Source organism: Blautia sp. aa_0143 (genome assembly GCF_004167315.1).
GTDB lineage: Bacteria > Bacillota > Clostridia > Lachnospirales > Lachnospiraceae > Blautia_A > Blautia_A fusiformis.
In genome coordinates this window covers 121,402-140,679 of the sequence record NZ_RCXU01000003.1, presented here as the reverse complement: position 1 = coordinate 140,679, position 19,278 = coordinate 121,402, and the positions used below count along the sequence as shown (strand labels likewise).

Genomic DNA, 19,278 nt, shown 5'->3' with positions numbered 1-19,278 from the left:
GCAATAATATAAAAAATTTTTATCCCATTTATATAAATTTTTATTATATCACAATATTAACAAAAAACTAAGTGAAAATTCTATTTGAAATATGCAAAATAATGTGATAAAGTATTAACAATACATGAACGGAGGTAAAAAGAGTGGAAAACTACATGTATTTGGTGCCGGTGGCAGCAGTACTGGCACTTCTGTTCGCAGCATACCTTGCAGCGAAGGTCAGCAAGCAGGATGCAGGAACAGACAGAATGAAGGAGATCGCAGGTGCGATCGCAGAAGGTGCCCGCGCCTTCTTAACAGCAGAGTACAAGATCCTGGTTATTTTTGTAGCCGTACTTTTTGTACTGATCGGAATCGGAGTTGGAAGCTGGGTAACAGCAATCTGCTTCGTAGTAGGTGCTCTGTTTTCAACAATCGCAGGATACTGCGGTATGACCGTTGCAACAAAGGCTAATGTAAGAACAGCAAATGCAGCAAAAGAGGGAGGAATGAACAAGGCTCTTTCCATTGCATTCTCCGGCGGTGCTGTTATGGGTATGTGTGTTGCAGGTCTTGGTGCACTGGGTGTCAGCGTTGTGTATATCATCACAAAGAACGTTGACGTACTTTCTGGATTCAGCCTTGGTGCTTCTTCCATCGCACTGTTTGCACGTGTTGGTGGTGGAATCTATACAAAGGCAGCTGACGTAGGAGCTGACCTTGTAGGTAAGGTTGAGGCAGGAATCCCGGAGGATGACCCTCGTAACCCGGCTGTTATTGCGGATAACGTAGGTGATAACGTAGGTGATGTTGCCGGTATGGGTGCAGACCTTTTTGAGTCCTATGTAGGATCTCTGGTATCTGCTCTTACACTTGGTGCGGTAGCCGGAGCAGTTTCCGGTGTTCTCTACCCGCTGGCTATTGCAGGCTGTGGACTGATCGCATCCATCATTGCAACATTCTTTGTAAAAGGTGATGATAATTCCAATCCGCAGAAAGCCCTCACAAGAGGAAGCTATGTATCTGCAGCACTTGTTATCATCGTGTCCCTGATCCTCAGCAAGACTCTCTTCGGAGACATGAAGGCAGCCATTGCTGTGATCGCAGGTCTTGTTGTCGGTGTCATCATCGGAAACATTACAGAGTATTACACATCTGCAGATTATAAACCGGTTCAGGGAATCGGCGAGCAGTCTGAGACAGGTGCAGCTACAACTATCATCAGTGGTATCGCAGTAGGTATGAAATCTACAGCATTCCCGATCCTGCTGATCTGTGTTGGTATTTTTGTAGCATACGGTGTGGATGGATTATACGGAATCGCTCTTGCAGCAGTTGGTATGCTTTCCACAACAGGAATCACAGTTGCCGTTGACGCGTATGGACCCATCGCTGACAATGCCGGTGGTATTGCAGAGATGTCAGGTCTGGATGAGTCAGTTCGTGAGATCACAGATAAGCTTGATTCTGTAGGTAACACAACAGCAGCTATGGGTAAAGGCTTCGCAATCGGTTCCGCAGCTCTTACAGCGCTTGCTCTGTTTGTATCTTATGCGAATGCAGTAAATCTGGATGCAATCAATATCCTTGCTCCTCGTGTTACGATCGGTATCTTTATCGGTGGTATGCTTACATTCCTCTTCTCGGCCTTCACAATGGAATCCGTTTCCAAGGCTGCTTACAAGATGATCGAGGAAGTAAGACGCCAGTTCCGTGAGAAACCGGGTATCATGAAGGGAACTGAGAAACCGGATTACAAATCATGCGTTGCGATCTCCACAACAGCAGCTCTTCACGAGATGATGCTTCCTGGAATCATGGCGGTCGTTGTTCCGGTTATCGTAGGTGTTGTTCTTGGCGTTGAGGCTCTTGGAGGACTTCTTTCCGGTGCTCTTGTAACAGGTGTACTGATGGCGATCTTCATGTCCAACGCAGGTGGTGCATGGGATAATGCAAAAAAATACATCGAGACAGGTCATCATGGCGGAAAAGGCAGCGAGGCGCACAAAGCAGCCGTTGTCGGCGATACAGTCGGCGATCCGTTCAAAGATACATCAGGGCCTTCCATTAACATCCTGATCAAGCTTATGACTATTGTATCACTGGTATTTGCTCCTCTGTTCTTATCCATCGGAGGACTTCTGTAAATATCATTTCAGAAAAAAAGTAAACCCATATTATATAAAAAAAGCTCTTTGCAGAGAAATCTGCAGGGAGCTTTTTTTGTGCGACAGGCGGCGGAATTGTACGGATATGAGAGTGGACTCTGGTTATGAGTCAGTTTCTGGATTTTCTGTTCGTGCAGCCTGTTCAATCAGTGTCCGGTTTACATCATCCTCATAGGTCCGCATCTGCACCTGCATAGGTGTGGGATCATCGCTTAGCTTCAGATGCCCGAAATGATTAAAGAAGATCAGTACGCCGAGGCCGATCCCGATGGAGTAGGAAATCTCCAGGATGGTAAAGCCGGAGGAACTTTTTCCCGTAACAAGAGTGTAAAACTGGCTAAAAAGGCTGCCCATATCTACGTCATTATTAAAGGTCATAATGGAAAAAGCGGCGCCGAAAAAGGAAACCAGGCATACAAAAAGGATTTTTACATACCGGAAAATTTTCCCTGTGGCAGAGCTGATGCGGTAGGTGATGATAAAATCCGTTTCCCCGATGGGAGAAATATCAATGGAGGGTTCCAGCTTCTGGATCTTTTTCAGAAGATCCGAGACAGACATCACATAGCGTCCGGGCTTTTTCGCATCCAGAACGATCACAGGCATGACCCGCAGATGATTGAGGATTTTGGGGTCACTCATGGAAAGTGCAGCGATATCCTGAAGATATACATGTGGGTTGGTGACTTCAATGTTCTGATCCAGCTGCAGATAAAGAGTATCACTCATGAGAAAAAACTCCTTTCCCGGAATATTATTTTTTCATTTTTGGACGGAAGAAGAGACTGGCCAGATAAGAGAAGATCAGGGCGGAGGAAACTCCGGCAGCACAGGCAGTGAAGCCTCCTGTAAAAAGCCCAAGGATGCCGTCTTCTTCAATGGCTTTTTTCATACCCTCCCATAATACATGTCCGAAACCGATCAGCGGGACGGAGGCCCCGGCACCTGCAAAATCCACCAGCGGCCGGTAGACGCCAATGGCACTTAACAGGGCGCCGCTACATACCAGAAGTACCATCACACGGCCAGGCATCAGCTTTGTCTTGTCCAGAAGGATCTGAATCAGGGCACAGACAAGGCCGCCGAACCAGAATGCGTTAAAGTAATCCATGCTCATACCTCCATATGCTCGATGACAACTCCGTGGGCAATACCCGGAATACTGTCACCTTCATTAAAGCTTACTTTGGAAAGAAGCGCTCCTGTTGGTACAAAAAGGATCCGCTTCCATTCTCCGGATACAATCTTCGGAAGGATGTAGGAGGCAAGGACTACAGCAGAACAGCCGCAGCCGCTTCCTCCTGCGTGGGTGTCCTGAGAAGGATCGTCATAGATCAGGATACCGCAGTCTTTATGAATGGGAGAAAGCCGGATATTTTGTTCCTTCAGAAGATCCAGGAGAATTTTCTGCCCGATGATCCCCAGATCCCCGGTAAAGACGGCATCATAATCCGAAGGCGTCCGCCTGAAATCCGAAAAGCTTCGTGCAATGGTATCGCAGGCTGCAGGAGCCATACAGCCTCCCATGTTCATGGAATCCCTGAGACCATAATCCATCACACGGCCGGCAGTAAGGCCGGTGATAGCAGCACAGCCTTTGCCGGAGCGCAGAGGAGCTTTTTCTCCGGGAGGAGATGTACTTAGGATACAGGCACCGCTTCCGGTTACTGTCCAGGTGGCAGAAAACGGCCGCTGGTTTCCGTATCCCAGAGGAAAACGAAATTCTTTTTCCGCACTTGCGAAATGGCTGGAGGTGGCACATAAGACCCGTGTGCCGAATCCGGCGGTCAGAGCAAGGGAACCGAGAGAAAGTGCTTCCCCTATGGTGGAGCAGGCACCGTAAAGACCGTAAAAGGGAATTCCAAGTCCAGCGGAGCCGAAACAGGTGGCTGATGTCTGAGCGAGAAGATCTCCGGCGAACATCAGATGGATATCTTCGGAGCTCAGTCCAGCTTTGCTTATGGCCTGAGTGGCAGTTTCTTTCTGCAGTGTGCTTTCCGCAGATTCCCAGGTGTCACAGCCAAACATGGGATCTTCACAGACCAGGTCAAAAAGATCTCCAAGAGGACCGTCCGCCTCTTTCTGACTGACGATGGATGCGGCGCTTTCGATATACAAAGGCTGTGAAAATGCAATGCTGGCTGCGCCAAGTCTGAGATTTTTGCTCATGATATCACCTCCAGGATCTTTAGGATATAATAGATCACACCCAGTCCCCAGGCGCTTAAGATGCCGTAGAGGATCACAGGGCCTGCAATAGTAAAAATCTTGCACCCTATGCCGAAAACCTGTCCTTCTGCCCGGAACTCAATGGCGGATGCAGCCACTGAGTTGGCGAATCCGGTAATGGGAACAAGACTTCCTGCACCGCCGAATTTGCCGATTTTGGGATAAATACCAAAGCCTGTGAGAAGGACGCTTAAGAGAATGAGAATGACAGAACACCAGGTTCTGGAATCGGAAGCATCTACACCGAGAGCCTGTGCTGTGTTTAAGATAACCTGTCCAAGAAGACAGATCAGTCCGCCTGTGAGAAAAGCTTTTGCCATATTCAGCGGCAGACTGTGGGTGGGAGTAAGCTGCTTGACATATTGTTCATATTTTTTTTGGTTGATATTTTGCATATGGAAAATCCTTTCGTGAGATGGTAGAGTGACAGTAAGAATTACATCCAGCTCATGGCATAATAAAACAGGGAGCCCAGGGCTTTTCCGGCAGCAATGGAAATTATTACCGGAGAAAGCCCCTGAGAGAGCTTCAGCCGTCTGGCAAAGACGGGAAAGACTTTTGCGATCTCTGCCAGTGCAAGGATCCAGCCGCCCAGGAAAATTCCGAAAAATACTCCGCAGACAGCCAGGAAAAAAGGTCCCAGCGGAATTCTGATCGGAAACAGGGTGACGACGGTTCCGGCAACTGTTCCCAGAAGTGTCAGATCTTCATAAAGAAAAATCTGGTCAGCTGTATGCGTGATACCTGCATAGCGGGGAACAATGGAAAGGCCGATCAGCAGTCCGGAGACACCTCCTGCAACGATGATCCCGGCACAGAAACCGATAAAGCACAGAATCAGTTGTTGAAGCATGGACAGAACCTCCTTGTGGGATTGTATGGGAATAGTATGAGAAAATATAAATTTTTTATGCGAAAATCTTAAAAAACAAGAATATCTGTACATTTACGGACAGAGATAGTATAATAAAAAGGAATATGGACAGCGGCGGACAGGCGCTGTCTTTCTCAATCAAAAGAAAAAACAGTGTCAGGAGGACGGATATGCAGGATGCTTTTTCACGTATGGAATTGCTCGTTGGAAATACAGGTGTAAAAAAACTCAGCAGGGCGAAAATTGCAGTATTCGGTCTTGGCGGAGCCGGATCACAGGTGGCAGAGTCACTTGCGCGCTGCGGTGTGGGGAGTCTGACACTGATCGATCATGAAAAGATCACATTGACGAATATCGGAAGCCAGGTGCTGGCACTTCATTCTACTCTGGGAATGAGCAAGGTAGAGGCGGCCAAGAAGAGAATCCGGGATATTGATGAGAATATTTTGGTGCATACCTACGAAACCTTTTATAATGAGGAGACTGCGGGAATGTTTGAATTGCGTTCCTTTGATTATATTGTGGATACAATGGGAACACTGTCGTCAAAACTGCTTCTGATCAGCAGAGCAAGGGAGGAACGTGTGCCTGTGATCTCCTGCCTGGACATCGGGGACAAGATAGACCCGTCTAGACTTGAGGTTGCGGATATCAGCAGGACCACAGTATGCCCGGCGGCCAGGATCATAAAAAAAGAACTGCGTAAACAGGGAATACGTAAACTCAAAGTACTGTATTCCAGAGAACAACCGGCAAAAGAAAAGCTTTTCAGACGGAGAAGAACTATGGTGAAGAAGCCTGCCGAAGGAAATATTTCCTTTGTGACAGGGACTGCGGGATATCTGCTGGCGGGAGAAGTTGTGCGGGATATACTGTCAGCCGGAAACGTTTCACATAGCTGACAGCAAATGAGAAATTGAGCGCAGATCACGGACAGATCCAGTTCATGAGCATAAGTCAAGGCGGAACAGTAATGTCTGCTTTACAGAAATAAAACAGAAAGACTGAGGAAATAAAAAGTGAATTCAGAAATCATAAAAAAGTTCTGCGATCTTCTTGGAGAAGAACGTGTTTTTACAGGCGAAGCAATGAGCCGTCATACAACTTTTAAGATCGGAGGTCCGGCGGATTATTTTCTGATGCCGGATAAAGACACAGATGTGGGGCGTATCGTAAAAATCTGTAAAGAAAGTGCGATCCCTTATTTTATCCTCGGAAATGGAAGTAATCTTCTGGTAGGAGACGGCGGTTACCGTGGAGCAGTTATCCAGATCTACAAAAATATGTCTGCCGTTACCGTAGAAGGAACAGAGATCACCGTACAGGCAGGTGCGCTGCTTTCATCGGTGGCAGCAGCAGCAAAAAATGCAGCTCTTACAGGCTTTGAGTTTGCAGGCGGGATCCCGGGAACTATGGGCGGTGCGGTTGTGATGAATGCAGGTGCCTATGGCGGCGAGATGAAGGATGTTCTCACAGAGGTAACTGTGATGGATGAGGAGGGAGAGATCGTTACCCTTCCGGCAGATAAACTGGAACTGGGATATCGTACCAGCATCATCAAAACCGCAGGTTATATCGTGCTGGAAGCAAAGCTGCAGCTGAAGGAGGGAAATCCGGAAGTGATCCGTGAGACCATGAAAGATCTGACGATCCGTCGTACCACCAAACAGCCGTTGGAGTATCCCAGTGCTGGAAGTACCTTTAAGAGACCGGAGGGATATTTTGCAGGTAAGCTGATCATGGACAGCGGTCTTGCTGGATATCAGGTAGGTGGTGCACAGGTTTCTGAGAAACACTGTGGCTTTGTGATCAATGCAGGCGGTGCAACTGCCAGGGATGTCCGCACGCTGATGGATAATGTCAGGGATATCGTTTATAAGAAATATGGAGTTACGTTGGAACCGGAGGTGAAGTTCCTGGGTGATTTTGAAGCCTGATGACCATTTCTGGTACATCGTTTTCAAAATAATTATACCACTTACTTGTCTGTGGATCCGATCGCACAGACCTAAAAGGCTCAGCGTAGTCCGGCTTTCAGGTACCCAGGATACGAAACAGAGGGAACAGGAATGCGTATGTACGCTTTGCAGATAACGGAAGAAGAAATGGAAAGGAAGAGAGACTATGCGTTTTGTGATCGTTACAGGAGTGTCAGGAGCAGGAAAAACAGCTGCACTTAAAATGTTGGAGGATATGGGATATTTCTGCGTGGATAATCTTCCAATCCAGCTTCTGGAAAAATTTGCTTCCCTTCTTCCTGAGATGCAGAGCGAAAATGTTAGAAATGTGGCTCTGGGGATCGATGCCAGAAGCGGAAGTGCCCTTGATGAACTGGAAGTAGTTCTGGACCGTATGAAGCAGACCGGGTATGATTACGAGATCCTGTTTATGGATGCAGAGGATTCTGTCCTTGTAAAACGCTATAAAGAATCCAGAAGAAGCCACCCGCTGGCAAGAGCAGGGAGAGTGGATGAGGGAATCCGCCTGGAACGTGAGAAAACAAAATTTCTCCGGAAACGTGCGGATTATATCATTGATACCAGCCATCTGCTTACCAGGGAGCTTCGCCAGGAAATCGAAAAGATCTTTGTGGATGACAGAGAGTTCAGCAATATCATGATCTCTGTGCTTTCCTTCGGCTTTAAGTATGGAATCCCGGCAGATGCAGATCTTGTGTTTGATGTGCGATTTCTTCCCAATCCCTATTATGTGGATGAACTGCGTCCTCTGACAGGCCTTGACGATGAAGTGTTCAATTATGTGATGGCCAGTGATACGGCGAAAGCCTTCGCGGACAAACTGGAGGATATGATCCGTTTTCTGATCCCTAACTACATTAAAGAAGGGAAAACAAGCCTTGTGATCGGTATCGGATGTACAGGGGGAAAACATCGTTCTGTTACTATTGCCAGAGAACTTTTTTCCAGGCTTTCCAAATCGGATGAATACGGCATCCGCCTGGAGCACAGGGATGCGGAGAAGGACAGACTTCTGAAAAAATAACTGCCGCGATGAAAAGGGTGGCAGGGAAACAGTAAAAGAGGGTTCGGGATGTCATTTTCAGGAAAAGTCAAAGAAGAACTTGCAGGACAGCTTAGTCTGGCCAGGCACTGTCAGGTGGCAGAACTGGCGGCACTGCTCTGCGGCTGCGGCCGTGTGGAAAAAATGTCGGATGGAAACAGAAAACTATGGATCCAGACAGAAAATGAAGCAGTTGCAAGAAAAAGCTTTACATTATTGCGAAAAACCTTTAATATAGAGACAGCGATTGTTATCCGGGAAGGGTCTCATCTCAAACGGGGTAAGGTATATCTTGTTGAGGTTACGGATCCTGCCAGAACAGAGGAAGTACTGCAGGGGACAAAGCTTTCTGTGGATAACGAAACCGGTTTACTTGAAATGGATAATTCGCTTGTGGTTCAGATGAACTGTTGCAAGCGGGCATTTATTCGCGGTACTTTTTTGTCGTCCGGTTCGATCAGTGATCCAGAGAAAGGGTATCATTTTGAGATCGTGTGTCCGGACAGCAGGAAAGCAGAACAATTACAGGGGATTATCCGCAGTTTTCACGTAGAAGCTAAAATTGTGGTGCGCAAGAAATCATATGTGGTCTATGTGAAGGAAGGCGCGCAGATCGTTGACATGCTGGCAGTCATGGAGGCGAACGTAGCCCTTATGGATCTGGAGAACATCCGGATACTTAAGGAAATGCGTAACACGGTAAACCGTAAGGTGAACTGTGAGGCTGCGAATATCAATAAAACGGTAAATGCGGCAGTAAGACAGGTGGAAGATATACAGCTGATCAGCAGAACTATCGGCTTTGAGAGCTTAAGTGATGGATTGGCACAGATAGCCAGGCTGAGACTGCAGTATCCGGATGCCACACTGAAAGAATTAGGTATGATGTTGAATCCGCAGGTGGGCAAATCAGGTGTGAATCACCGGCTTCGCAAGCTGAGTGAGATCGCAGATGAGCTGCGGGAGAACAAGGAGGAGCTATTATGATTAAAAAACCAATCACTATCAACTTATCCACTGGACTGGAGGCAAGACCTGTAGCACAGCTTGTTCAGGTGGCAAGCCAGTTTAACAGTGAAATTTATGTTGAGATTGGCAAAAAAAGAGTCAATGCAAAGAGCATTATGGGAATGATGACCCTGGGACTTGACGCTGGAGAAGAGATTACACTGTCTGCCAACGGTGATGATGAGAATGCAGCGATGGAGAGCATTGAACAGTATTTAAGCAACCAGTAATCAGTTGGGACAGAGCAGTCCGCGGAAAAGGGTAGATTCCTGCGGATGTGGAATATAAAGGGATACAGACGGAAAGGAAGACCGATTCCCGCTGTATCCCTTTCCGCTTCAAAGTACCTACAAATATGAAAGAGGAAGATTACCTATGTCAAAAGTATTGAAATTTATCGTACATTTTGTTGTGATATGCACACTGATCTGTGTACTGGGACTTGTTCTTCCGCCGTTCTTCGGGGTGAGAACAGTGATCGTGGATAAATCCGATAAGGCAACGAACCTCCCAGTCGGATCTGTTACATATGCGATCCCGGAGAAGAGTTCTGCGATCAGCGCAGGTACTCCAATCCTTGTACAGAAAGATTCCGAGACATATAAATATACGATCACCAATCTCGATGCCTCCAAGGGAACCGGAACAGTAACAGATCAGTCCGTTTCCGGAGGAAAGACTTTTACCATTAAGGTTGGAGATTATGTTCCGAAAGTTGTAGTTACCATTGGCTATGTGGGATATCTTATGGTGGCTACAGAAAGTATTGAAGGCCTGATCATTCTTGGTCTGGTCGTATTGTTCCTGATCATCCTGTATGTGATCGCAGAGCTCTGGAAGAAAGAGCCGGATGATATTGAGGAAGATGTGAACGATCCGGAACCGGGTTATGTGAAGTCCAGGAAAGAACTGAAGCAGGAAGAAAAAGCACGTGCCAGAAGAATGAAGGAAGAAGAAAAAGAGATCATTCAGGAAGAAAAGGCACGAAAACACAAAAATAAAAAAGCAGATAAGCGTAAGGTCCGTACGGGCGGTTTCGTAGATGAGATTGACGAAGAGGATGTTACAGGCTATTCGGAGAATAAAAAGAAGGCTGCCATACAGCAGACTGCACAGACTGCCGCAAGTGAAGCTCATGCGGAACTTAAGAAAGAGATTGCAGCAGCCACTTCAGAAGAAGCAGATATGCTTTCCAGACTGGAAATGGCAGAACGTACGGTTGAAGAAAACAGAAAGCCGCATCCGGCCGGAAAGGTCGAAGAGGTTCCGGAAGAGGAAGAGGAGCCGGTTACCATTGGAAGCCTTGCGATGCCGTCTTATTCCGCAGCGCAGCTTGCAAGCCGCGTAAAGAAGGCCGGTGATGCACCGGATATCGTTAAGGATGACATCACGAAGGTTACACTGTTTGATTACTCGGATATCATCAGTGGTGATGTGGACGATATGGAAGAATAAAATAAGTACCTATTATATAAGAAGAAAATGGTTCAGAAATGAGCCATTTTCTTCTTTTTTAAAAAAAATCAAAAAAATTTAAAAAAAGGCTTGCATTCTGAAGAATCATCGTATATACTAATCCTTGCTGTGACATTGATAGCTATGAAGCGCGAGGTTGCTGCCACACTGGCAGGTTTTCCGTGGAGCGAATGTCAAGTTAGGAAACTGACGACAAGTCACTGTACAAAGTTCAATAACCATCTTGGGATGGGACGTGTGTGCAAATATACCATGACACACACGGAGATGTGTACAGTCGCCGCTTGTCGTACTGCTATATAAGTACGAATAGGAGGAGACTTTTTTTATGGCAAATCAGGTAATGAGAATCACATTAAAGGCATATGATCATCAGCTCGTTGATGCATCTGCAGCAAAGATCATCGAGACAGTAAAGAAGAACGGAGCAATGGTAAGTGGACCGGTTCCGCTTCCTACTAAGAAAGAGGTTGTTACAATCTTAAGAGCTGTTCATAAATACAAATATTCCAGAGAGCAGTTTGAGCAGAGAACACATAAGAGACTTATCGATATCCTGACACCAACTCAGAAAACAGTAGATGCACTTTCCAGACTGGAAATGCCGGCTGGTGTTCACATCGATATCAAGATGAAAAACCGCTAATAATGTCATTTGACATTAACTATATGATTACCGAATGGTAATCCGCTATAAGGAGGAAGAAAGAAATGAAGAAAGCTATTTTAGCTACTAAAGTCGGAATGACTCAGATCTTCAATGAAGATGGAATGTTAATTCCGGTAACTGTTTTACAGGCAGGTCCTTGCGTTGTAACTCAGGTTAAAACTGAGGAGAACGATGGATACACATCAGTTCAGGTTGGCTTCGGCGAGATCAGAGAGAAACTGGTCAACAAACCGGAGAAAGGCCACTTTGACAAAGCTGGTGTAGCTGTAAAGAGATTTGTAAAAGAGTTCAGATTTGACAATGCCGGCGAGTATGAGGTTGGACAGGAAATCAAGGCTGATATCTTTGCAGCAGGAGATCATATCGATGCTACTGCAGTTTCCAAAGGTAAAGGCTTCCAGGGCGCCATCAAGAGACATGGCCAGTCCAGAGGACCTATGGCTCACGGTTCTAAATATCATCGTCATGCAGGTTCCAACGGCGCTTGCTCCGATCCAAGCAAGGTTTTCAAAGGAAAACATATGCCAGGTCACATGGGACATGTTCAGGTAACTGTTCAGAATCTTGAGATCGTACGTGTAGATACAGAAAATAACTTACTGTTAGTTAAGGGTGCTGTTCCAGGACCTAAGAAATCTTTGGTTACAATCAAAGAGACAGTAAAGTCCTTATAATAGGAAAGGAGGAGCATCAGAATGGCTAATGTAACTGTTTATAATATGGAAGGCAATGAAGTTGGCACAATGGAGCTGAATGACGCAGTATTCGGCGTTGAGATCAACGAGCATCTCGTTCATCTTGCAGTTGTTCGTCAGCTTGCAAATAACCGTCAGGGAACTCAGAAAGCGAAAACTCGTTCTGAGGTAAGAGGCGGCGGAAGAAAACCGTGGAGACAGAAAGGAACAGGTCATGCAAGACAGGGTTCCATCCGTGCACCACAGTGGACAGGCGGCGGTGTTGTATTCGCTCCGGTTCCGAGAGATTATGAAGTAAAAATGAACAAGAAGGAAAGAAGAGCAGCTCTTAAATCCGCTCTGACATCCAAGGTTCAGGATAATAAACTTGTTGTTGTTGACAGCCTTGCACTTGCTGAGGTTAAGACAAAAGAGATGCAGAAGGTTCTTACAAACCTGAAAGCAGAGAAAGCTCTTGTAATCACAGCTGACAACGATCAGAACGTAGTTCTTTCCGCAAGAAACATCGCTGACGTGGAAACTGCAACACCGGCTACAATCAACACATACGATGTTATGAAACACAACACCGTAGTTGTTACAAAGGATGCCGTTGCATCTATCGAGGAGGTATACGCATAATGGCAAGTATTCAGTACTATGACGTAATCATCCGTCCGGTTATCACAGAGAAATCCATGGCAGACATGGGTGAGAAGAAATATACATTCCTTGTACATCCGGAAGCTAACAAGACTCAGATCAAAGAGGCTGTTGAGAAGATGTTCGAGGGAACAAAAGTTAAGAGCGTAAACACCATCAACAGTGATGGAAAGAAAAAACGCCGTGGAATGGTAGTTGGAAAAACTGCTAAGACTAAAAAAGCTATCGTAGCTCTTACAGAAGAGAGCAAAGATATCGAGATTTTTGAGGGACTTTAATTAACAGATAAGTCCGAATATGTGCACGAAAGCACGAGAACAAATTCGAAAGGAGAAACATCATGGGAATCAAAAGCTATAACCCATATACACCGTCAAGAAGACATATGACTGGTTCCGACTTCTCTGAGATTACAGCTGCAAAACCAGAGAAATCCCTCGTTACTTCCCTTAAGAAGAACGCTGGACGTAACAATCAGGGTAAGATCACTGTAAGACATCAGGGTGGCGGAAGCAGAAGAAAATACAGAATCATCGACTTCAAGAGAAGAAAAGATGGAATCCCTGCAACAGTTAAAACAATCGAGTACGATCCGAACAGAACAGCTAACATCGCTCTGATCTGCTACGCAGATGGCGAGAAAGCTTACATCCTCGCTCCAGAGGGACTTAAAGTAGGCCAGAAGGTTTACAATGGTCCGGAAGCTGAGGTTCGTGTTGGAAACTGCCTCCCACTGGAGCTTATCCCGGTTGGTACTATGGTTCACAACATTGAGCTTCATCCTGGAAAAGGCGGACAGATGGTTCGTTCTGCAGGAAACGGCGCACAGCTCATGGCTAAAGAAGGAAAGTACGCAACACTTCGTCTTCCTTCCGGTGAGATGAGAATGGTTCCGATCGTATGCCGCGCAACTGTTGGTGTAATCGGAAACGGAGATCACAACCTTATTAACATCGGTAAAGCCGGACGTAAACGTAACATGGGTATCAGACCTACAGTTCGTGGTTCCGTAATGAACCCGAATGACCATCCACATGGTGGTGGTGAAGGTAAGACCGGTATCGGACGCCCAGGTCCTTGCACACCGTGGGGCAAACCTGCTCTCGGCCTGAAGACCAGAAAGAAAAACAAACAGTCCAACAAGTACATCGTAAGAAGACGCGATGGAAAAGCATTATCGAAATAATAAGGAGGAGAAAGCATGTCTCGTTCACTGAAAAAAGGACCTTTTGCAGACCAGAGCTTACTTAAAAAAGTAGACGCTCTTAACGCTGCAAATGATAAATCCGTAATCAAAACTTGGTCTCGCCGTTCCACAATCTTCCCGTCTTTCGTAGGACACACAATCGCTGTTCATGACGGAAGAAAACATGTGCCGGTATATATCACAGAGGATATGGTAGGACACAAACTTGGTGAGTTCGTTGCAACAAGAACTTACAGAGGACACGGAAAAGACGAGAAGAAGTCCGGAGTACGCTAGTCATCAGATTTATAACTGCCCGCTGTCAATTTAAGACAGCTGGCAGATAACTTAGATATCGAATTTAAGAAAGGAGGCACTTTAAGATGGCAAAAGGACATAGAAGCCAGATAAAGAGAGCCAGAAATGAGAATAATAGAGAGACAAGGCCGTCTGCAAAGTTATCTTATGCAAGAATTTCTGTTCAGAAAGCCTGCTACGTATTAGATGCGATCCGTGGCAAAGATGTACAGACAGCACTTGGTATCCTGACATACAATCCGAGATACGCTTCCAGCGTGATCAAAAAACTGCTTGAGTCAGCAGTAGCAAACGCTGAGAACAACAACGGAATGAACGCAGACAACCTTTATGTTGCAGCATGCTATGCAGATAAGGGACCTACAATGAAGAGAATTCAGCCGAGAGCACAGGGTAGAGCTTACAGAATCGAGAAGAGAACTAGCCATATCACAGTTGTGCTTGATGAAAGGTAAGGAGGAAAAGCATGGGACAGAAAGTTAATCCGCATGGCCTTAGAGTCGGAGTTATCAAGGATTGGGATTCCAGATGGTATGCAGAAGACAAGTTTGCTGACTACCTGGTAGAAGACTACAACATCAGAACATTCCTTAAAAAGAAATTATACAGCGCAGGTGTTTCTAAAATCGAGATCGAGAGAGCATCTGACAGAGTTAAGATCATCATCTACACAGCAAAACCTGGTATCGTAATCGGTAAGGGCGGCGCAGAGATCGAGAAAGTTAAAGCTGAGCTTCAGAAATACACAGACAAGAAGCTTATCGTTGACATCAAAGAAGTTAAGAGACCGGACAAAGATGCACAGCTGGTTGCTGAGAACATTGCTCTTCAGCTTGAGAACCGTATTTCCTTCAGACGTGCTATGAAGTCCACAATGCAGAGAACAATGAAGGCTGGCGCTAAGGGAATCAAGACTTCCGTATCCGGACGTCTCGGCGGAGCTGATATGGCTCGTACAGAGTTCTACAGCGAGGGAACAATCCCGCTTCAGACACTTCGTGCAGATATCGACTATGGCTTTGCGGAAGCAGACACCACATACGGTAAAGTTGGTGTTAAGGCATGGATCTACAATGGTGAGATTCTTCCGACAAAAGGAACTAAGGAAGGGAGCGATAAATAATGTTAATGCCAAAAAGAGTAAAACGTCGTAAACAATTCCGTGGCTCCATGAGAGGAAAAGCCCTTAGAGGCAATGTTATCAACTATGGTGATTTCGGTCTTGTTGCTACTGAGCCATGTTGGATCAGATCTAATCAGATCGAGGCAGCCCGTGTTGCTATGACCCGTTACATCAAACGTGGCGGTAAAGTTTGGATTAAGATTTTCCCGGATAAACCGGTAACAGCTAAACCAGCTGAGACTCGAATGGGTTCCGGAAAAGGCGCTCTGGAGTACTGGGTAGCAGTAGTAAAACCAGGTCGTGTTATGTTTGAGATTGCAGGCGTGTCCGAAGAGGTTGCCCGTGAAGCATTACGTCTTGCAATGCACAAGTTACCATGTAAATGTAAAATCGTTTCTCGTGCAGACTTAGAAGGCGGTGATAACAGTGAAAATTAATAAGTTCGTGGAAGATTTAAAAGCAAAGTCAGTTGCAGAACTGAATGAAGAATTAGTAGCTGCTAAAAAAGAGCTTTTCAATCTGAGATTTCAGAATGCAACAAACCAGTTAGACAATACAGGACGAATCAAAGAGGTTCGTAAAAATATTGCCAGAATCCAGACAGTAATCACTGAGCAGGCAAACGCTTCCAAATAGGACAGGAGGACATAAATCGTGGAAAGAAATCTGAGAAAAACCCGCGTGGGTAAGGTTATCAGCGACAAAATGGATAAGACCATCGTAGTTGCAATTGAAGACCATGTAAAACATCCTCTTTACAAAAAAATCGTGAAGAGAACATATAAATTAAAAGCTCATGACGAGAACAATGAGTGCAACATCGGAGATACCGTTAAGGTAATGGAGACCAGACCGCTGTCCAAGGACAAGAGATGGAGACTGGTTGAGATCGTAGAGAAAGCTAAATAAGGAGGAAACCAGTATGATTCAGCAGGAAACTAGACTGAAAGTTGCCGACAACACTGGTGCAAAAGAAATCCTTTGTATTCGTGTTATGGGCGGCTCTACAAGAAGATATGCAAACATCGGTGACACAATCGTTGCTACGGTTAAAGATGCAACACCAGGCGGCGTTGTTAAAAAAGGTGACGTTGTTAAAGCTGTAGTTGTTAGAACTAAAAAAGGCGCTCGTCGTAAAGACGGATCTTACATCCGTTTCGATGAAAATGCTGCCGTAATTATCAAGGATGACTTAACTCCGAGAGGAACACGTATCTTTGGACCAGTTGCCAGAGAGCTTCGTGAGAAGAAATTCATGAAGATCGTTTCCTTAGCTCCGGAAGTATTATAGGAGGGTGCCGAATGTCAGCTATGAAAATTAAAAAAGGTGATACTGTAAAGGTAATCGCTGGAAAAGATAAAGGTAAGGACGGAAAGGTCCTTGCAGTTAACGTAAAAGACAACACAGTAGTTGTTGAGAACGTAAACATGGTTACAAAGCACGCTAAACCGTCCGCAGCTAATCAGAACGGTGGAATCGTGACAAAAGAAGCTCCGCTTCATATCTCCAACGTAATGCTCGTTGTAGACGGAAAAGCTACAAGAGTTGGATTCAAGATGGATGGAGACAAAAAAGTTCGTGTTGCCAAAGCAACAGGAAAGACAATCGATTAATTAAGAGAGGAGGCATATAAAGGTGAGTAGATTAAAAGATCTTTACAAGAACGAGATCATGGATGCCATGACCAAGAAATTCGGATACAAAAACGTAATGGAAGTGCCAAAACTCGAGAAAATCGTTGTTAACATGGGTGTTGGCGAGGCAAAAGAGAACGCTAAACTTCTTGACGCTGCAATCGCAGATATGGAACTTGTTACAGGACAGAAAGCAATCGCTACAAAAGCTAAAAAATCTGTCGCTAACTTCAAAATCAGAGAGGGTATGCCGATCGGATGTAAAGTTACTCTGAGAGGCGAGAAGATGTATGAGTTCGCTGATCGTCTTATCAACCTTGCTCTTCCACGCGTACGTGACTTCCGTGGTGTTAACCCGAACGCATTCGACGGCAGAGGAAACTATGCTCTTGGTATCAAAGAGCAGCTGATCTTCCCAGAGGTTGAGTACGATAAGGTTGATAAAGTAAGAGGAATGGACGTTATCTTCGTTACAACTGCTAAAACAGATGAAGAGGCACGCGAATTACTGACATTATTCAACATGCCATTTGCTAAATAGGAGGAAAAGATTCATGGCTAAGACAGCAATGAAAATTAAACAGCAGCGTAAAGCTAAATTCTCCACAAGAGAGTATACTCGCTGCAGAATCTGTGGCCGTCCACATGCATACCTGAGAAAATACGGAATTTGCAGAATCTGCTTCCGTGAGCTGGCATACAAAGGTCAGATCCCGGGTGTTAAGAAAGCTTCCTGGTAGGTCGAGGCGAAAGCAACTTTTTAATCATTTAAATAATATTCACACGACATGTAAAGTCTGAAGAAAGAGGAGGAAACTTACATGACAATGAGCGATCCGATCGCAGATATGCTTACAAGAATCCGTAACGCAAATACTGCAAAACATGACACTGTAGACGTACCGGCATCCAAGATGAAAATTGCTATCGCAAACATCCTTGTAGATGAGGGATACATCGCAAAATATGATCTGGTTGAGGATGGAGTTGTTAAAACTCTTCACATCACACTGAAATATGGTGAGGACAAAAACCAGAAGATCATCACAGGACTTAAGAGAATCTCCAAACCAGGTCTTCGTGTATACGCAGGCAAGGATGAGCTTCCGAAGGTTCTTGGTGGACTTGGTATCGCAATCCTTTCCACAAACAAAGGCGTTATCACTGACAAAGAGGCTCGTAAGCTTCAGGTTGGTGGCGAGGTACTTGCATTCGTTTGGTAGGCCAAAGCCGCTTAACGAAGCAGTCATATAGCTTTTAAACTGAAAACAGAGAGGGCATGGGCCCTCTCCGACAATCTAAGTAAGGAGGACAAATTTATGTCACGAATCGGAAGACTTCCGGTTGCAATTCCAGCTGGCGTTGAGGTTACAGTCGCAGATGGAAACGTTGTAACAGTAAAAGGACCTAAGGGAACACTTGAGAGAGCACTCCCGACAGAGTTAGAGATTAAAGTTGAAGACGGTCATGTAGTTGTAACAAGACCGAACGACTTAAAGAGAATCAAAGCCCTTCACGGCTTAACAAGAAGCCTTATCCACAACATGGTTGTTGGTGTAAGCGAAGGATACAAAAAAGAGCTTGAGGTTAACGGTGTTGGTTACAGAGCTGCTAAGCAGGGCAAGAAACTTGTACTTAACCTCGGATATTCTCACCCGGTAGAGATGGAAGATCCAGAAGGTCTTGAGTCCACAGTTGACGGAAACAAGATCATCGTATCTGGTATCAGCAAAGAAAAAGTTGGCCAGTACGCAGCTGAGATCAGAGACAAGAGAAGACCTGAGCCATACAAGGGCAAGGGAATCAAGTACGTTGACGAAGTTATCAGACGTAAAGTCGGTAAGACCGGTAAGAAATAATTAAGGAGAGTGAGAATATGATTAACAAAGCATCCAGAAGCGAAATTCGCGAAAAGAAGCATAGAAGATTACGTCATCATTTAAACGGAACTGCAACTACTCCTCGTCTGGCAGTATTTCGTTCCAACAAGCACATCTATGCACAGATTATTGATGACACAGTTGGTAAAACTTTAGTATCCGCTTCTACTCTCCAGAAGGACGTAAAAGCAGAGCTTGAGAACACTGATGATGTACAGGCTGCAGCAAAAGTTGGAACAGTGATCGGTAAAAAAGCTGTTGAGGCTGGTATCGAGAGCGTTGTTTTCGACAGAGGTGGATATATCTACCACGGAAAAGTTAAAGCACTGGCAGATGCAGCAAGAGAAGCTGGACTGAAATTCTAAGAGGAGGAA

30 protein-coding genes are annotated in these 19,278 nt (G+C 45.4%); 25 read left to right on the top strand and 5 right to left on the bottom strand.

Annotated features, from left to right (window positions below; genetic code table 11):
• The first annotated feature begins 143 nt into the window (after positions 1-143).
• Entirely contained in the window at positions 144-2,126 is a 1,983-nt protein-coding gene (locus EAI83_RS02485; RefSeq protein ID WP_044961021.1) for a sodium-translocating pyrophosphatase, read from the top strand.
• 123 nt (positions 2,127-2,249) lie between these two features.
• Here the strand turns inward: EAI83_RS02485 and EAI83_RS02480 are convergent, their stop codons facing one another.
• From EAI83_RS02480 to EAI83_RS02460, 5 genes are read right to left on the bottom strand one after another with little or no spacing between them, the layout of a single operon-like run.
• On the bottom strand, positions 2,250-2,876 hold the full coding sequence (locus tag EAI83_RS02480) for a stage V sporulation protein AA (RefSeq protein ID WP_129974554.1): 627 nt from the start codon (positions 2,874-2,876) through the stop codon (positions 2,250-2,252).
• A gap of 25 nt (positions 2,877-2,901) precedes the next feature.
• On the bottom strand, positions 2,902-3,258 hold the full coding sequence (locus EAI83_RS02475) for a SpoVA/SpoVAEb family sporulation membrane protein (protein ID WP_022426381.1): 357 nt from the start codon (positions 3,256-3,258) through the stop codon (positions 2,902-2,904).
• Between the two features lie 2 nt (positions 3,259-3,260).
• Complete coding sequence (locus tag EAI83_RS02470; protein WP_022426382.1) at positions 3,261-4,316, bottom strand: stage V sporulation protein AD; 1,056 nt, start codon at positions 4,314-4,316, stop codon at positions 3,261-3,263.
• The gene (locus EAI83_RS02465) at positions 4,313-4,771 is read right to left on the bottom strand and encodes a SpoVA/SpoVAEb family sporulation membrane protein (RefSeq protein WP_022426383.1); all 459 of its coding nucleotides are present in this window, start codon (positions 4,769-4,771) and stop codon (positions 4,313-4,315) included. Before EAI83_RS02465 ends, EAI83_RS02470 begins: the two co-directional genes overlap by 4 nt.
• Positions 4,772-4,812: 41 nt before the next feature.
• Positions 4,813-5,229: a stage V sporulation protein AB gene (locus EAI83_RS02460; RefSeq protein WP_015526908.1), complete on the bottom strand. Its 417-nt coding sequence runs from the start codon at positions 5,227-5,229 to the stop codon at positions 4,813-4,815.
• A 191-nt stretch (positions 5,230-5,420) separates the two neighbouring features.
• On the opposite strand from EAI83_RS02460, the gene EAI83_RS02455 reads away from it, so the two are divergent.
• From EAI83_RS02455 to rplR, 24 genes are all read left to right on the top strand, one after another.
• Positions 5,421-6,152, top strand: coding sequence for a tRNA threonylcarbamoyladenosine dehydratase (locus EAI83_RS02455; protein ID WP_022426384.1), 732 nt, complete (start codon positions 5,421-5,423; stop codon positions 6,150-6,152).
• Between the two features lie 117 nt (positions 6,153-6,269).
• Positions 6,270-7,187 (top strand): UDP-N-acetylmuramate dehydrogenase, encoded by a 918-nt coding sequence (murB, locus tag EAI83_RS02450; protein ID WP_021650759.1) that lies wholly within the window; start codon positions 6,270-6,272, stop codon positions 7,185-7,187.
• Between the two features lie 187 nt (positions 7,188-7,374).
• Positions 7,375-8,253, top strand: a complete 879-nt coding sequence (rapZ, locus tag EAI83_RS02445; RefSeq protein ID WP_015526911.1) for an RNase adapter RapZ — start codon at positions 7,375-7,377, stop codon at positions 8,251-8,253.
• 48 nt (positions 8,254-8,301) lie between these two features.
• Complete coding sequence (whiA, locus tag EAI83_RS02440) at positions 8,302-9,258, top strand: DNA-binding protein WhiA (RefSeq protein ID WP_015526912.1); 957 nt, start codon at positions 8,302-8,304, stop codon at positions 9,256-9,258.
• Positions 9,255-9,509 (top strand): HPr family phosphocarrier protein, encoded by a 255-nt coding sequence (locus EAI83_RS02435; RefSeq protein WP_015526913.1) that lies wholly within the window; start codon positions 9,255-9,257, stop codon positions 9,507-9,509. Before whiA ends, EAI83_RS02435 begins: the two co-directional genes overlap by 4 nt.
• Before the next feature lie 145 nt (positions 9,510-9,654).
• Positions 9,655-10,734: a hypothetical protein gene (locus EAI83_RS02430; protein WP_022427085.1), complete on the top strand. Its 1,080-nt coding sequence runs from the start codon at positions 9,655-9,657 to the stop codon at positions 10,732-10,734.
• A 349-nt stretch (positions 10,735-11,083) separates the two neighbouring features.
• Positions 11,084-11,401: a 30S ribosomal protein S10 gene (rpsJ, locus tag EAI83_RS02425; RefSeq protein WP_129974553.1), complete on the top strand. Its 318-nt coding sequence runs from the start codon at positions 11,084-11,086 to the stop codon at positions 11,399-11,401.
• Between the two features lie 65 nt (positions 11,402-11,466).
• Positions 11,467-12,099 carry a 50S ribosomal protein L3 gene (rplC, locus tag EAI83_RS02420; protein WP_015526917.1) on the top strand — a complete coding sequence of 211 codons (633 nt, stop codon included), beginning with the start codon at positions 11,467-11,469 and terminating at the stop codon, positions 12,097-12,099.
• A 21-nt stretch (positions 12,100-12,120) separates the two neighbouring features.
• Positions 12,121-12,741 (top strand): 50S ribosomal protein L4, encoded by a 621-nt coding sequence (gene rplD, locus EAI83_RS02415; protein ID WP_015526918.1) that lies wholly within the window; start codon positions 12,121-12,123, stop codon positions 12,739-12,741.
• Positions 12,741-13,040, top strand: coding sequence for a 50S ribosomal protein L23 (gene rplW / locus EAI83_RS02410; RefSeq protein ID WP_015526919.1), 300 nt, complete (start codon positions 12,741-12,743; stop codon positions 13,038-13,040). The genes rplD and rplW overlap by 1 nt, the downstream gene beginning before the upstream one ends.
• 62 nt (positions 13,041-13,102) lie before the next feature.
• Positions 13,103-13,948 (top strand): 50S ribosomal protein L2, encoded by an 846-nt coding sequence (gene rplB / locus EAI83_RS02405; RefSeq protein ID WP_015526920.1) that lies wholly within the window; start codon positions 13,103-13,105, stop codon positions 13,946-13,948.
• Positions 13,949-13,963: 15 nt separating this feature from the next.
• Positions 13,964-14,245 carry a 30S ribosomal protein S19 gene (gene rpsS / locus EAI83_RS02400; protein ID WP_015526921.1) on the top strand — a complete coding sequence of 94 codons (282 nt, stop codon included), beginning with the start codon at positions 13,964-13,966 and terminating at the stop codon, positions 14,243-14,245.
• An 86-nt stretch (positions 14,246-14,331) separates the two neighbouring features.
• Positions 14,332-14,721, top strand: coding sequence for a 50S ribosomal protein L22 (rplV, locus tag EAI83_RS02395; RefSeq protein ID WP_015526922.1), 390 nt, complete (start codon positions 14,332-14,334; stop codon positions 14,719-14,721).
• A gap of 11 nt (positions 14,722-14,732) precedes the next feature.
• Positions 14,733-15,389, top strand: a complete 657-nt coding sequence (gene rpsC / locus EAI83_RS02390; protein ID WP_015526923.1) for a 30S ribosomal protein S3 — start codon at positions 14,733-14,735, stop codon at positions 15,387-15,389.
• Positions 15,389-15,826: a 50S ribosomal protein L16 gene (gene rplP / locus EAI83_RS02385; protein ID WP_015526924.1), complete on the top strand. Its 438-nt coding sequence runs from the start codon at positions 15,389-15,391 to the stop codon at positions 15,824-15,826. The genes rpsC and rplP overlap by 1 nt, the downstream gene beginning before the upstream one ends.
• A complete protein-coding gene (rpmC, locus tag EAI83_RS02380; protein WP_021650762.1) occupies positions 15,816-16,025 on the top strand; it encodes a 50S ribosomal protein L29 in 210 nt (69 codons plus the stop codon). Before rplP ends, rpmC begins: the two co-directional genes overlap by 11 nt.
• An 18-nt stretch (positions 16,026-16,043) precedes the next feature.
• A complete protein-coding gene (gene rpsQ / locus EAI83_RS02375; RefSeq protein ID WP_021650763.1) occupies positions 16,044-16,298 on the top strand; it encodes a 30S ribosomal protein S17 in 255 nt (84 codons plus the stop codon).
• 13 nt (positions 16,299-16,311) lie between these two features.
• Entirely contained in the window at positions 16,312-16,680 is a 369-nt protein-coding gene (gene rplN / locus EAI83_RS02370) for a 50S ribosomal protein L14 (protein ID WP_019162495.1), read from the top strand.
• A gap of 11 nt (positions 16,681-16,691) precedes the next feature.
• The gene (rplX, locus tag EAI83_RS02365) at positions 16,692-17,003 is read left to right on the top strand and encodes a 50S ribosomal protein L24 (RefSeq protein WP_021650764.1); all 312 of its coding nucleotides are present in this window, start codon (positions 16,692-16,694) and stop codon (positions 17,001-17,003) included.
• 22 nt (positions 17,004-17,025) lie between these two features.
• The gene (rplE, locus tag EAI83_RS02360) at positions 17,026-17,565 is read left to right on the top strand and encodes a 50S ribosomal protein L5 (RefSeq protein WP_021650765.1); all 540 of its coding nucleotides are present in this window, start codon (positions 17,026-17,028) and stop codon (positions 17,563-17,565) included.
• 13 nt (positions 17,566-17,578) lie between these two features.
• Entirely contained in the window at positions 17,579-17,764 is a 186-nt protein-coding gene (locus EAI83_RS02355) for a type Z 30S ribosomal protein S14 (RefSeq protein WP_015526927.1), read from the top strand.
• 81 nt (positions 17,765-17,845) lie between these two features.
• Positions 17,846-18,247 carry a 30S ribosomal protein S8 gene (rpsH, locus tag EAI83_RS02350; RefSeq protein WP_015526928.1) on the top strand — a complete coding sequence of 134 codons (402 nt, stop codon included), beginning with the start codon at positions 17,846-17,848 and terminating at the stop codon, positions 18,245-18,247.
• A 96-nt stretch (positions 18,248-18,343) separates the two neighbouring features.
• Positions 18,344-18,883, top strand: coding sequence for a 50S ribosomal protein L6 (gene rplF, locus EAI83_RS02345; protein ID WP_015526929.1), 540 nt, complete (start codon positions 18,344-18,346; stop codon positions 18,881-18,883).
• Between the two features lie 17 nt (positions 18,884-18,900).
• The gene (rplR, locus tag EAI83_RS02340; RefSeq protein ID WP_015526930.1) at positions 18,901-19,269 is read left to right on the top strand and encodes a 50S ribosomal protein L18; all 369 of its coding nucleotides are present in this window, start codon (positions 18,901-18,903) and stop codon (positions 19,267-19,269) included.
• Positions 19,270-19,278 lie beyond the last annotated feature (9 nt).